The sequence below is a fragment of the Nonomuraea sp. NPDC059194 genome (assembly GCF_042754765.1).
In the GTDB taxonomy this organism is placed as follows: Bacteria; Actinomycetota; Actinomycetes; order Streptosporangiales; family Streptosporangiaceae; genus Nonomuraea.
On the sequence record NZ_JBHZBH010000007.1, the window covers coordinates 143,090 to 156,692 of the forward strand.

General features: G+C 71.9%; 12 protein-coding genes. 7 read left to right on the forward strand and 5 right to left on the reverse strand.

The genetic code is table 11. From position 1 onward, the window contains the following. The first annotated feature begins 38 nt into the window (after positions 1–38). Genes ACFXJ8_RS12560 through ACFXJ8_RS12585 form a run of 6 tightly spaced genes read left to right on the forward strand, consistent with a single transcriptional unit; the run spans position 39 to position 6,718 of the window. Complete coding sequence (locus ACFXJ8_RS12560; RefSeq protein ID WP_379643971.1) at positions 39–1,319, forward strand: ABC transporter substrate-binding protein; 1,281 nt, start codon at positions 39–41, stop codon at positions 1,317–1,319. Then, positions 1,303–2,292, forward strand: a complete 990-nt coding sequence (locus ACFXJ8_RS12565) for a Gfo/Idh/MocA family protein (RefSeq protein ID WP_379643972.1) — start codon at positions 1,303–1,305, stop codon at positions 2,290–2,292. The genes ACFXJ8_RS12560 and ACFXJ8_RS12565 overlap by 17 nt, the downstream gene beginning before the upstream one ends. Next, complete coding sequence (locus ACFXJ8_RS12570; RefSeq protein ID WP_379643973.1) at positions 2,292–3,863, forward strand: heparinase II/III family protein; 1,572 nt, start codon at positions 2,292–2,294, stop codon at positions 3,861–3,863. Before ACFXJ8_RS12565 ends, ACFXJ8_RS12570 begins: the two co-directional genes overlap by 1 nt. Then, the gene (locus ACFXJ8_RS12575; RefSeq protein ID WP_379643974.1) at positions 3,847–4,590 is read left to right on the forward strand and encodes an amidohydrolase family protein; all 744 of its coding nucleotides are present in this window, start codon (positions 3,847–3,849) and stop codon (positions 4,588–4,590) included. Before ACFXJ8_RS12570 ends, ACFXJ8_RS12575 begins: the two co-directional genes overlap by 17 nt. Further along, positions 4,587–5,393 carry an amidohydrolase family protein gene (locus ACFXJ8_RS12580; protein ID WP_379643975.1) on the forward strand — a complete coding sequence of 269 codons (807 nt, stop codon included), beginning with the start codon at positions 4,587–4,589 and terminating at the stop codon, positions 5,391–5,393. Before ACFXJ8_RS12575 ends, ACFXJ8_RS12580 begins: the two co-directional genes overlap by 4 nt. An 8-nt stretch (positions 5,394–5,401) precedes the next feature. Beyond that, positions 5,402–6,718: a GTP cyclohydrolase IIa gene (locus tag ACFXJ8_RS12585; RefSeq protein WP_379643976.1), complete on the forward strand. Its 1,317-nt coding sequence runs from the start codon at positions 5,402–5,404 to the stop codon at positions 6,716–6,718. Here the strand turns inward: ACFXJ8_RS12585 and ACFXJ8_RS12590 are convergent. From ACFXJ8_RS12590 to ACFXJ8_RS12605, 4 genes are all read right to left on the reverse strand, one after another. Next, positions 6,708–7,997 carry a hypothetical protein gene (locus ACFXJ8_RS12590; RefSeq protein WP_379643977.1) on the reverse strand — a complete coding sequence of 430 codons (1,290 nt, stop codon included), beginning with the start codon at positions 7,995–7,997 and terminating at the stop codon, positions 6,708–6,710. The genes ACFXJ8_RS12585 and ACFXJ8_RS12590 overlap by 11 nt on opposite strands. Before the next feature lie 125 nt (positions 7,998–8,122). Next, on the reverse strand, positions 8,123–9,007 hold the full coding sequence (locus tag ACFXJ8_RS12595) for a BadF/BadG/BcrA/BcrD ATPase family protein (protein WP_379643978.1): 885 nt from the start codon (positions 9,005–9,007) through the stop codon (positions 8,123–8,125). 10 nt (positions 9,008–9,017) lie between these two features. Then, on the reverse strand, positions 9,018–10,157 hold the full coding sequence (locus ACFXJ8_RS12600) for a helix-turn-helix domain-containing protein (protein WP_379643979.1): 1,140 nt from the start codon (positions 10,155–10,157) through the stop codon (positions 9,018–9,020). A 9-nt stretch (positions 10,158–10,166) separates the two neighbouring features. Next, entirely contained in the window at positions 10,167–11,009 is an 843-nt protein-coding gene (locus tag ACFXJ8_RS12605; RefSeq protein ID WP_379643980.1) for a fumarylacetoacetate hydrolase family protein, read from the reverse strand. Positions 11,010–11,123: 114 nt separating this feature from the next. Between ACFXJ8_RS12605 and ACFXJ8_RS12610 the strand changes: the two genes are divergently transcribed. After that, positions 11,124–12,428 carry an aspartate aminotransferase family protein gene (locus ACFXJ8_RS12610; RefSeq protein WP_379643981.1) on the forward strand — a complete coding sequence of 435 codons (1,305 nt, stop codon included), beginning with the start codon at positions 11,124–11,126 and terminating at the stop codon, positions 12,426–12,428. Here ACFXJ8_RS12610 and ACFXJ8_RS12615 read toward each other — a convergent pair. Then, a complete protein-coding gene (locus ACFXJ8_RS12615; protein WP_379643982.1) occupies positions 12,336–13,304 on the reverse strand; it encodes an EamA family transporter in 969 nt (322 codons plus the stop codon). The genes ACFXJ8_RS12610 and ACFXJ8_RS12615 overlap by 93 nt on opposite strands. Positions 13,305–13,603 lie beyond the last annotated feature (299 nt).

Sequence of the window (13,603 nt, forward strand, 5' to 3'; positions counted from 1 at the left end):
AACTTATGGACGGCCATAACTTCAGGAGGTTCGTCGTCATGACCAGAAGTGTCTTAACGGCGGGCGCGCTCGCGCTATCCATGCTCCTCACCGGCTGCGTTGCCGGCACATCCTCCGGAGGCGACACCGCCGCCGCCGACCAGCCGTTCGAGGGCGAGGTCGAGTTCTGGACGATCAACCTGAAGAAGAACTACAGCGCCTACATCGAGGGGCTGATCGCCGAGTACAAGAAGCAGCACCCGAAGGTCGCCATCACCTGGGTCGACGTGCCCGGCCAGGAGAGCGCGACCAAGCTGCTGGCCGCCGTGGCAAGCGGCGACGTGCCCGACGCCGTCAACGTCAGCTCGATCGAGCTCGGCCGGTTCACCCCGTCGCTGACCCCGCTCGACGACCTGTTCACCCAGGCCGACCTGGCCGACTTCCAGCCCAACCTGGTCGAGCCGCTGCGCATGGACGGCAAGCTGTACGCCGTGCCCTGGTACAACGGCGGCGCCCCGGTGGCCGTGTACCGCAAGTCCCTGGTGAGCAAGGCGGGCTTCGACCCGGCCAAGCCGCCGGCGAACTTCGACGAGGCGCTCGCCCTGGCCGACGAGGTCTACGCCAAGGCCAAGGTCAACGGGATGAACTCGATCCCCGACGTCAACCTGCTCCGCTACTACGGCATTGAGCTGCTGTCGCCCGACAAGAAGAAGGCGGCGTTCAACACGCCCGAGGCGGTCGTCGTACTGGACAAGTTCAAGAAGAGCTACGACGGGCACGGCATCGCGCCGGGAGCCATCTCCAAGGACGTCCGCAGCCTGCCGCAGAGCCTGGAGAACGGCCAGGTCGCCTTCAAGGCGATGAGCTACGCCGCCGAACTGCTCAACGTGCAGAAGAACGCGCCCGACGTCTACCAGGACCTCGCGGTCACCGAGGGGGTGCGGATGAGCACCGGCGGCTTCCTGCTCCTGGCCCAGCAAGCCTTCTCCATCCCCAAGGCCTCCAAGCACAAGAAGGCCGCCGCCGAGTTCATCAAGTTCTTCACCAACGGTGCCAACCAGCTGGCCTTCTGCAAGATCGTGCCGATCTACCCCTCCACCGTCTCCACGACCAAGGCCCCCTTCTTCACCGAGGCGAGCGGTGAGGACCCGATGTCGGTGGCCCGTCAGGTGAACGCGAGGGCGCTGTCCGAGCTGGAGTACAAGCCGCTCGGCACCACCAAGGACGCCGAGCTCGGCGAGCACCTCCTGGAGGAGGTCAGGGCCTTCCTCACGGGTACCAAGAGCGCCAAGGAGGCGCTCGACGCGGCAGAGAAGCGATGGAATGACACACTTGCCTAAGCTCCGGGTAGGAATCATCGGCGCCGGGATCATGGGTCGCGGCCACGCCGAGGTGTTCGCCGCCCATCCCGACGTCGAGCTCACCGCCGTCTCCCGCAGGCCCCTGGGCGACGCGACCGTCTACGCCGACTACCGCGACCTGCTCGCCTCCGGCACGGTCGACGCCGTCTCCGTCACCACCCCCGACCACCTCCACGCCGACGTGATGGTGGCCGCGGCCGAGGCGGGCGTGCACATCCTGGTCGAGAAGCCGTTCACGACCACCGTCGAGGACGCCGACCGCGCGGTCGCCGCGATCAGGCAGGCGGGCGTGACCGCGATGTGCCTGTTCAACCACCGCTGGGTGCCCGCCTACGCCCAGGCCAAGCAGCAGATGCCGCTGGTCGGCGAGCCCGTCGTCGGCTACGCCCGCAAGGACGACACCATCCACGTGCCCACCGAGATGATCGGCTGGGCCGACCGGACCACCTGCGCCTGGTTCCTGTCCAGCCACGACATCGACCTGCTCACCTGGCTCTACGACGACCAGGTGGTCGAGGTCTTCGCCACCGCCAGGTACGGCAAGCTGCGCGGCATGGGCATCGAGACGCCCGACGCGATGCAGATCCAGGCCCGCTTCGGCAGGGGAGCGATGGCCACCTTCGAGTCGGCGTGGATCTACCCGAACACCTTCCCGACCATGGTCGACAGCTACGTCACCGTGGTCGGAGAGTCGGGCGTCATCCAGCTCGACAGGCAGAAGGAGAACATCCAGCTCGCCACCGAGCAGGCCTACACCTACCCGCGCAACATGCTGCAGCGCGTCGTCCACGGCGTCCCCGCGGGCGCCTACCGCGACGCCATCCACCACTTCGTCGACTGCGCCCGCACCGGGACCCCGCCCTTGATCACCGTCGAGAGCTCCCGGCACGTGACCGCCGTCCTCGCCGCCGCCCACGAGTCGGCCCGCACGGGAGCACCGGTGAAGCTCTGATGTCAGTGGAGAAAGCGCCGCACGTGCATCCCACGCGGATGCGGCACATCCCCGACGAGGACCTGTTCGCCGCGCTGGGCGGCGACGGCAGGGCGTGGCGGTGGCGCGCGCCCATCCCCGTCGGCATGCCCGCCGACGGGGCCGACGAACTGCTCGAGGCCGAGGTCGACTTCCTCGACAAGGGGCACGGCAAGTCCCAGCTGTACGGCTTCCACTACCTGCGCTGGATGACCCCGCTGGTGGCCGCCTACGCCGAGAGCGGCGACCCGCGCTACGCCGCCGGGTGGGAGCGCCTGTTCCGCCAGTGGTACGCCAGTCGCGACCTGGTCGAGGGCGACTGGCCGGGCCTCGACGTGGTCTGGTACTCGCTCGGCGTCTGCGCCCGCTCCATGTACGTCACGCACGCGCTGGCCGTACTCGGGCAGGCCGTCGGCGAGGAGTGCTGGAAGGAGATGATGAAGACCGTCCTCGGGGGTGCCAGGTGGGCGGCCGAGGAGCACGACGAGTTCCGGCACGGCAACTGGCAGTTCGCCACCGTCTGCGAGCTGCTGCACACCGCCAGGGTGTTCGCCGACCTGCCGGAGGCCCCGCAGTGGGCCGAGATCGCCACGGCGCGCATCGCCGAACACCTGGAGCGCGACGTGCGCGCCGACGGCGGACACCACGAGCGCTCGCCCGGCTACCACGTCATGTGCCTCGAAGCGCTCAAGCGGGCCGCCGCCGTCGAACCAAGCCTCGCGACCCACCCGCGCTACCCGGCCATGCACGACTGGCTCGGCGCGCTCATGACCTCGGGAGGGTGGGTGCCGCACCTGCAGGACAGCGGCGTCGTCTGGCCGCAGGACGTCGAGCCCGCCAAGGCTTCGGTCAACCTGGAAGCCAGCGGCTACGCCGTCTTCCGCTCCGAAGACTTCCACACCGTGATCAACTACGGCCCGTACGTGGGCCACGAGCTCGAACCGCACAGCCACCACGCCGCGCTCGACTTCGTGATCACCGGATGGGGCGTGCCGCTGGCGTGGGAGGCCGGCGGCCCGCCGTCCTACGACGACCCCGGCTACTACGACTGGTACCAGGCCACCAGGGCGCACAACACGCTGCTCGTGCCCGGCCAGGACTACACCGAGGACCGCATGGCTGGCTGCGACCTGTTCTCCACCAGCGAGACCCTCGACGTCTTCGCCGGACACCACCACGGCTACACCGCCCGCCACGACCGCAGGATCGTCTTCGTGCGCGACGAGGGCTACTGGGTGGTCACCGACCGGATCGAGGCGGAGGCGATCTGGCAGGTGCACGGCCTGTCCCCATGGGTACGGCACGGCCCCGGCTACCGCACCGAGCGAGGCCCCGGCCTGCTCGTCGTCCCGCTGGAGGAGCCCGACGAGGTCCTGTTCGGGAACGGTCCCGCGCGCATCCCCGACCCCGTCACCAGGACCGCCGAATACGGGCGGATCCACTCGCTCGGCCTGCGCCGCCGCGACGGCGGGTTCACCGTCGGCCTCTTCCCCTTCCGCGACGAGCCCCCCGCGATCCCCGACGGATGGATGGTCCATGCTGATCGACGCTGACGCGATGCTCGGCCGGCACCCGCGCAGGGACGTCGGTGAGGGGACGGTCGCCGAGGCGCTGGCCAGAATGGACCGCTTCGGCATCGCCGAGGCCGTCGTGAGCCACACCCTGTCCTGGCTGCACGACCCCGCCACGGGCAACCGCCGCCTGCTCGACCTGGTCCAGGACGAGCCCAGGCTGCGGCCGTGCTGGGTGCTGCTGCCCGACACCTGCGGCGAGACCGGCACACCGGACGCGTTCGTGTCCGCCGCCGTCGGCGCGGGCGTCGCCGCCGTCCGCGCCTACCCCGCCGACCATGGCTACGACCTGGCGGGCCGCGACGCCGCCCCGATGCTCCACGCGCTGGAGGAGGCCGCGCTCCCGTTGCTGCTCGACGCCGCGCAGCTCGGCTGGCCCGCCATCGAGGCGGTCGCGCGCGCCCACCCGCGCCTGCCCGTCGTCGTCGGCGGCCTCGGCTACCGCGTGCTCAGGCAGGCCGCGGGCGTCCTGGCCCGCACCGCCAACGTCCACCTGGGGCTGGCCAACCTCTCCTCCCACCGCGGCCTCGAATGGCTCGTCGAGCGGTACGGCACGCACCGCGTCGTCTTCGGCACCGGAGCGCCCGCCAGGGACTCCGCCGAGGCCGTGACCAGGTTGCTGTGGTCCGAACTCGACGACGACGCCGTGGCCGCCATCGGATGGGGCAACCTGCGCGGCCTGCTCCACGACGAAGCGAGGGTCGCGTGAACGCTCTCACCACCGCGCTGTGGAAGCGCGAACCGCAGCGCGCGCTGCCGATCGTGGACGCGCACGCCCACGCCGGGCCGTACAGCCTGTTCTTCATCCCCGACGCGGGACCCGACGGGATGGCGCGGGTCATGGACAGGTGCGGGGTGTCCCACGCGGTCATCTCCAGCCACCTGGCCATCCAGCTCGACGCCGCCGAGGGCAACGCGCAGACCGCGGCGATCGTGGCCGCCGCGCCCGGCAGGTTCACCGGCTACCTGACCGTCAACCCGTGGCAGGACCCGGTACGGGAGCTGGCCACCTGGGGCGGCGACCCGCGCTTCGGCGGCATCAAGGTCCATCCCGACCTGCACGACTACCCGCTCACCGGCAGCCGCTACGCGCCGGTGTGGGAGTTCGCGCAGCGGACCGGCTGCCCGGTGCTGACGCACACCTACGAGGGCTCGCCGTACAACGACCTGCCGATGGTGGACGAGGTGGCCGCGCGCCACCCGGACGCGGTGATCCTCGCGGGCCACGCGGGGGCCACGCCCGCGGGGTTCGACGCGGCGATCGAGGTGGCGCGGCGGCGGCCCGGGGTGGTGCTGGAGGTGTGCGGCTCCTTCAACACCGGCGCCGACATCGCCACAATGGTGAGAGAGGTGGGCGCGGACCGCGTCGTCTACGGCTCCGACTTTCCCTTCATCGATCTGCGGATGTCGCTGGGACGGGTAATCTTCAGTGGCCTCGCTGAGGAGGATCGGGCGGCGGTGCTCGGCGGAACGATGACCCGCCTGCTTCAGTGGCGATCCGGACTGGAGTGATCACGATCATGGATCGGTTGCGTGCCGAGGCGCGATCCAGGGTGGCGATCGGGGTCGTGGGCCCCACCGACCTGGTCGAGCAGATCATGATGATCGGCGCCGACCTGCCCGGCGCCGCCGACTGGCGGCTCGTCGGCGCCCCCCACGCGGGCGAGCACGAGACCTACGAGAAGTTCTCCAGGATCGCCGACAGCATCGACGTCGCCCTGTTCACCGGACCGCTCCAACACGACCTGGCCAGGCAGGCGGGCGAGCTGCCGGTTCCCGCCACGTTCGTGCCGATGAGCGGGGCCAGCCTCTACGCCAGCCTGCTGCGCGGCGTCATCACCCACGGCATCGACCCCGCCAGGGTCAGCATCGACTCGCTGCCCGCCGCCGACGTCGCCGAGGCCTACGGCGAGATCGGCGTCGGCACCGAGGGCGTCCACCTGTCGGAGTACGACCAGCCCGAGTCGGCGCGCGGCTTCGCCGCCTTCCACGAGCAGCTCTACCGCCAGGGCGCCACCACCGCCGCGCTGACCACGGTCAGGAGCGTGGCCACGAAGCTGACCGCCGCGGGCGTGCCGGTGCTGCGCATGCGGCCGACCTCCCACACGCTGCGCCTGGCCCTCAACACCGCCGCGCTGCTCGGGACCGGCAGCAGGCTGGAGGAGTCGCAGATCGCCATCGTCGTGGTCGAACTGGCCGCCTCCGCCAGGCCCAGCTACTCGGGCCCTGGCAACTACTGGCAGCAGGAGCTCAAGCTGTCGCTGCACCAGTCATTGCTGGCCGACGCCCGCGTGATGGGCGCCACCGTCGTGCCACGCGACGAGAACAGCTACGTCGTCACCGCCACCGTCGGCGCGCTCGCCCAGGCCACCGACGGCTTCCGCGTCGCCCCCTTCATGGACAGGATCCGCACCGACGCGGGCGTGGCCGTCGAGGTCGGCATCGGGCTCGGCACCACCGCCCGCGACGCCGACGCCAACGCCATGGTCGCCGTCGACAAGGCGCGCGGCGTGGGGGCCGCGGCCGCCTACCTGGTCGGCGGCGACGGCGTCGTGCTGTCGCTGCCGCAGCGCCAGCGCAGGCGGGCCGAGACCGAGCCCGTCATCACCACCAAGGCGGCCAAGCTCCTCGAACGGCTGGTCGAAGGGCTCGGCGACGGGCCAGAGGCGCTCGTCGTCGACGCCGAGATCGTGGCCGACGTGCTGGCCATCGCGCCGCGCAGCGCCCGCCGGGTGCTGCAGAGCCTGGCGGAGGAGGGGCTGGCGTGGCCGATGCCGCCCGTCAAGGGCACCCAGGCGGGACGGCCGCGGCAGCCGTACCGGCTGGTCAAGAACTGACCTCCGCCAGCAGGTCGCGCGCGGTTGCCGCGAGCAGTTCGGCGCTGCCCGGCGCGACCTGGCTGGCCAGCACCTCGTACTCGGGCCGCGCGTAGGCGTCGGCGGTGGGCAGGTAGCCGGGGTAGCCGTTGACGTACCCGAGGACCACCGTGGGCTGTCCCGCGCCGCTGTCGGCGATGCTCGCGGCGACGGCGAGGAACGGCTCGCCCGGCAGGCCGACGAGCAGGAGATCGCCCAGCCTGGCGACACTCACCTCGACCCCGATCGGGCCGGTCGCGCTGGTGCGGGCTCGCACGCCCTCCAGCCTGCTCCTGGCCAGCCGCGCCGCCACGGGGTCTGCGGCGGCGCGCTCGACGTCGGCCACCAGCGAGTCGACGTCGACGGCCACGGTGGCTCGCCGGAGCGCCAACCGCCGCCCCACCCACGCGACCTCCACCGGAGCCATCCCGGCAACGTCGGCATCGGTGTCGATGGGAGCCTCTGACGGGGACAGGGACCGGGATGAGTGCGGGGCCGGAGCCGCGGAGGGCCAGGCGGGGGTCGCGGGCTCCGCCAGCAACTCGATGCAGCGGGCCGCCACCACGTCGCCCAAGCGGTCCAGCTCGGCCGCGTCCTGCCCGCGCCGGGTGTGACGGGTGCTGATGTCGCCCGCCGCGCCCGTGGCCACCACCACCCACACCTGGCCGCCGAGCCGCTCCCTCAGCCGCCTGCGCACCGCCCCCACCAGGTCGGCGCTGACCATCCGGTTGGACGCGGGCAGCACCGTCGGGTGAACCGGCAACACCACCACGACCCCGACCAGCCCGCCGTCCCTCACGGCGATCACGTCGAGCGGCACCACCGCCTCGGCGTCCGGCCTGCTCCTGTCCGCGCCCACCCCGCGCAGCTCGCCCCGGTGCGCGCCACCCTCGCACGGCCGTTCCCCCGCCACAGCAGCCTGTACGGCGGAGCGGCACGCGGCGGCGATCGCCTCCGCCCACGGACCCGGCGTGGGCCCACCGCCCGGCACGCAACCCGTCTCGGGTCCCGCGTGGGTGTGGCTGGCGGCCAGCCACAGTTCGCACCCCGCCTCCCGCCTGACCCGCTGGACGAGATCGTCGTTGACGCAGATGACGTCGGCGACGACCAGCGCGAACCTGCGCCCGCCCGCACTCCAGGTGACGGCGCTGACCTGAAGCGGATCGAGCACCCCCGTGGACGGGCCCGGCCTGTCGACGTACCCGCCCATCGGCGTCCCCTCCGGCACCACGAGCGCCGCCTCCCCATACCCCACCGCCATCGGTCGGGTGGGTGTGGCGCGAGGGTGGGTCGGTTGGTCGCGTTTGGCTTGGGGGTGGGTCGGTTGGGTGGGTGTGGACTCAGGATCGGATGGGTTGGTGGGTGCGGGTTCGGGGTGTGGGGGGTTCATCGGTGGGCCTCCGTGACGAGGGAGCGGTAGGGGCCGAGGTCGGGAGCGGCGGCCAGGAACGCGGCGCCCGCGAGGCTGTCGCCCGCGGCGGGCGTGACGTGGGCGTGGGGGAGCCGTCGGGCGAGTTCGGCCGAGAACGCGTCCCTGAGCGTCTGGTCGCGTAACAGGCGGCCCGTCCACGCGACGGGCACCGCCGTACCGTCGGGAAAGCCTCGGGCGGCCGCGGCGACGGTCCCGGCCAGCTCGGCCCCCGCGGACGTGACGATGGCGCGGGCGGTGGGGTCGTGGGCGGCGAGCTCGAAGACGTGGACGGCGAAGCGGGCGATCCGTGCCACCGCGTCGGAGGACAGGTAGAGCCGCCGGGGCAGTCCGTTCAGGTCGCCGAAGACCTCGCGGGCCCTGCGGGTGAGCGGTCCGGGCTCGGCGCGGCCGTCGTGGCCTCTGAAGGCGGCGTCCATGCCCCTGGAGCCGATCCAGAAGCCGCTGCCCGCGTCGCCGTAGAGGTGCCCCCAACCGTCCACCTGGACCACCCCCGAACGGACGCCGAGGGCGATCGCGCCGGTTCCGGCGGCCAGGACGACTCCGTCGGCGCCCGCGAACGCCCCCGCGTGCGAGGTGACCACGTCGGTCGTGAGCAGCACCCGCCTGGCGATCCCGAGCAGCCGCGCTGTCAGGGTGGCAGGGGAGTCGACGAGCGTCGTCAGGCCGAGACAGACGGTGTCGAGGTCGCCCCAGCCTGTCCCGATCCGTTCGATGATGGCCGCGGCCGGTGAGCCCTCGGCGTACGACAGGCCCGCCACCTCGCGCGTCTCCAGCACCCGCCCTGACGACGCCAGTCCGAGCCGCAGGCCCGTCTGCCCGCCGTCGATCGCCAGATCCATGCGGCACCTCTCAGTGACGGATACCGGCGCGCCGGTACTCGGTGGGTGAACAGCCGACGTGCCTGCGGAAGGCGCCGCGCAGCGCCTTCGCGCTCGGATACCCGGACCGCGCCGCGACCACGTCGATGGGCAGCGTCGAGGTCGTCAGCAGCCGTCTGGCGTGCCGCAGCCGCAGCGCCGTCAGGTGCCGCAGGAACGTCGTGCGCCGCTCCTCGGCGAACAGGTGGGAGATGTAGAACGGGCTCGCGCACACCGCCTCCGCGACGGTCGCGAGCCGCAGGCGCGGGTCGGCGTAGTGTTCGGCCAGGTACGCCTCGGCCATCGCCAGGATGTCGGTGCGCGCGGGCGGCGGCATCAGCCTGGCCAGCGTGTCCCGCAGCCAGATGTGCAGGTAGGAGCGCTCGTGGATGTCGCCGACCGTGACGATGTCCTCGATCGGCAGCCGGGCGCACGCCTCCACCCAGTCGGTCGACCCGTCGGCCAGGCGGGAGCTGTTGACGGTGTCGACGACGAACAGGAGCTGGCCGATGAGCCAGTTGCGCAGCGTCCTGGGGTCGGCGTCGCGCTCGGCCGCGCACCTGTCCACCCATCCGGCCAGCAGCCCCGCCGCGCCGTTACGGTCGCCCGCCCGCACCCGCCTGGCAAGCTCGTCCTCGATCCGCACGACAGGCGCGACCCGCCCCGCAGGCGCCCCCCGTGCGGCGTGCCCGCCACCGAGCCCACCACCGGGCCCGCCACTGGGCCGATCAGCGGGAGGCGCAGTCAGCGGGGCGATCACCCGGTCGCCGCCGAGCACGAGCTTGTAGTCGTTGGCCCGCCGCGCCTCCCTCTCCGCCTCCCCGTGCGCCAGGCTGGGCAGGCCGAGGCTGACCGTGGCCGTCCAGGCCGTCTCCCGCACGATGCGGGCCCGTACCTCCTCGGCCAGCGCCGCCGCCTCCGACATCAGCGCGTCGGGGTCGGCTCCGGTCAGCAGCATCAGCCACTCCTCAGGCGGCTGCGGACGGCAGCTCACCCCGGGACGCCCCGAGGCGGCGGCCCATACGGCCCGGTCGGCGCGTTCGAGCTGGCGGCGCGCCCACACCTGCCCCTGCACCTGCGAGGAGGCGACGAAGTCATCGATGTCCACCAGCGCGGCGACGGCATAGCTCATGCCACCACTTTAGGCGGACCGAAATCTGACCGTATTCACGAGCGTGCCGACACCCGCGACCGTGGCCCGCATCGTGTCACCGTGAGCGAGCGGGGCGATCCCCGCGACAGTGCCGGTCGCGATGAGGTCGCCCGGCAGCAGCGTCATCCCGTCCGACAGGTCGGCGATCAGCCGGGGGATGCCGAACACCATCTGCTTGGTGTTGGCGCGCTGCCTGACCTCGCCGTCCACCTCCAGTGTGAGTTCCAGCGACTGCGGGTCAGGCACCTCGTCCACCGTCGCGAGGTACGGCCCGGCGGGCGCGAACGTGTCGAACCCCTTGGACTGGTCCCACGGCACGTTCCGGGAGATGTTGGCCAGTTGCAGGTCCCGCGCGGTCATGTCGTTGAGCACCGTGTATCCGGCCACCGCCTCCCGCCAGCGTTCGGCGGGCAGGCCCTTGGTGACCTTGCCGATCACCACCGCCAGCTCCACCTCGTGCTCCAGGTGCCGGGTCCGCGCGGGGGCGACGACCGGCTGGTTGTGCCCGGTCAGCGCGGACGGCGGCTTGAAGAACAGCACGGGCTCGGGCGGCACCTCCATGCCGCTCTCCTCGGCGTGCGCGACGTAGTTCAGCGCCAGGCAGCAGATCTTCGTGCAGGTGGCCACCGGCGGCTCGAACAGCACCTCGGCCTCGTCGAGGACGGGCCTGCGCCTGGACACCTCCTCGGTGAGGCGGTCGAGGCCGTGGGAGTTCAGCAGGGCCACGGGGTCGTCGGTGCCGAGGTCTGACAGGCTGACCAGCGCTCCGCCGCGCAGGGCCACCAGCTCGACGGGGGCGGAGGCGCTCCGCCTGATGCGTCCAAGGAACATGCGGCAAGCCCATCAGCGCTCCCAGAGGCTCACAAGCACCGAAATTTGCGCTGACGACCCACTTCTTGCCCTCCTGCTTGTCGCCGGAGGAACGGCCGCCTTTTGATGGTCGCCATGACCCGCTCTCTGGACGTCAGCCGCGACCTCTACGCCCACGCCAAGCGCTTCATCGCGGGCGGCGTCTCCAGCGACGCCCGCCGTTCGGCAGGCGTGCCCCTCTACGTCGACAGGGCGCAGGGCGCGCGCCTGTGGGACGTGGACGGCAACGTCTACCTCGACTACGTCCTCGGCCAGGGGCCCGCCCTGCTCGGCCACTGCCCGCCCGAGGTGGTGGAGGCCGTCACCGCGCAGGTGGCGCGCGGCATCGTCTACTCGGCCCAGCACGCCGCGGAGGCGCGCGTGGCCGAACGGCTGTGCTCGATGGTGCCGTCGGCCGAGCGGGTCCGCTTCAACACCGTCGGCTCCGAGGCCGCGCACGCCGCCTGGCGGCTGGCCCGCGGCCACACGGGCCGCCCGAAGATCCTCAAGTTCGAGGGGCACTACCACGGCTGGCTCGACCCGGTCCTCTACAGCGTCCACCCCTCCGTGGACGCCGCCGGGCCCGCCGATGCCCCCTTCGCCGTCCCGGGTACGGCGGGCCAGCCTCCGGCCGCCGACCTCGTCGTCGCCCCGTGGAACGACCTGGACGCCCTGGCCCGCCTCATGGAGCAGCACAAGGGCGAGATCGCGGGCGTCGTCGCCGAACCCGTCCTGTGCAACACGGGCGCCATCGTGCCCGACCCCGGCTACCTGCGGGCCGTACGCGAGCTGTGTGACAGCCACGGCAGCCTGCTGATCTTCGACGAGATCATCACCGGCTTCCGCCTGGCCCCGGGCGGCGCGCAGGAGTACCTCGGCGTCACGCCCGACCTGTCGGTCTTCGGCAAGGCGATGGCGGGCGGCATGCAGGTCTCCGCGCTGGCGGGCCGCGCCGAGGTGATGGACACGATCTCGACCGGCAGGGTCGCGCACGCGGGCACCTTCAACTCCCAGCCCGTCGCCATCGCCGCCGCCGAGGCCACGCTGCGCATTCTCGACGAGCGCAGGGACGAGGTCTACGGCACCCTCTACGACCGCGGCAGGGCGCTCATGGAGGGCCTGCGCGAGGCCGCGGCCAAGGCGGGCGTCGCGATGCTCGTGGACGGCCCCGGGCCGGTCTTCCAGACCTACCTCACCGAGCAGGAGTCGGTGCGGGACTACCGCGACTTCGCCCGCACCGACCGGGCGAGGATGGCGCTGCTGCACGCCGCGCTGCTGGAGCGGGGCGTCAACATGGTGCCGCGAGGGCTATGGTTCCTGTCCACCGCTCACACCGAGGCGGACATCGCCGCCACTGTCGACGCGTTCGGCGACGCTCTGCGGACGCTTCCGCTCGGTTGAGATGACCAGCGCGACACCGATGAGGATGACCAGCCCGCCGCCCAGGATCTGGGCGGTCACCGGCTCGCTCAGCACCAGCGCGCCGAGCGCGACGGCCACGGCGGGGTTGACGTAGGCGTAGGTCGACACCAGGGAGATGGGCGCGTTGCCCAGCAGCCACACGAACGAGGTGAACCCGACCAGCGACCCCACCAGGATCAGGTACGCCAGCCCCGCCCACGACCGGCCGGAGACCGCCGCCAGGTCGAACCGCTCGCCGAGGCCCGCGCCGAGCACCACCAGCCCCGCGCCGCCGACCAGCATCTCGACCGTGCTGGCGGCGAACGGGTTCGACGGCATCGAGATCCTGCTCGACAGGAACGAGCCCACCGCCCACGACAGCGACCCGATCAGCACCACGATGACGCCCGACGTCGAGTTCGCCCCCTGCGCGCCGGTCAGCGACAGCGCCGCCACACCGGCAAGCCCGACCAGCACGCCCGCCAGGGTGAGTGTCTTGGGCCGGTCCCGCACCACGAACCTGAACACCACCAGCCACAACGGCACGGACGCGACGAGCAGGGCCGCCAAACCGGTGGAGATGTGCAACTCGGCCACGGCCAGCAACCCGTTGCCCAGTGTCAGCAGCAGCACCCCGACGACGGCCGCGCCGACGAACTCCCTGCGGGTCATCCTGAACGCCGCTGTCCCGTTCTTGGCCAGCAGGAACCCGCCCAGCAGGATGCCCGCCGTCACGAACCGAAGGGCGCCGCTCAGCATGGGCGGAATGGTCTCCACGGCGATCGCGATGCCGAGGTAGGTCGACCCCCACACCACGTAGACGATGGCCAACGCCACCCAGACGAGCAGCCGATTGTCAGTGGCGTTCTGTCCCATAGCTACTGACAATAAGACCCGCCATATGATCCGGTACGGCCAGCCCCCCGGTTAGAGGGACGCGCTACCGAACAAGAGAAGAGACGCGCTACCGGACAAGATGCCTGGACGCGCTATCGGCCCTCCGGCATGGACGCGCTATCGAACTTGGGCGACCTGGCCTTCCGTTGGAAACCCCAGCCCCGCACTCCCGGTGAGCGTATCCCTGGAGAGACGCCGGCCCCGCGCCAAAGGTAGGCGCGGGGCTGGGCCTTGCCGTACAAAATGAGCCTCAAAGGGTGGTCCGTCGCCCCGGAAGG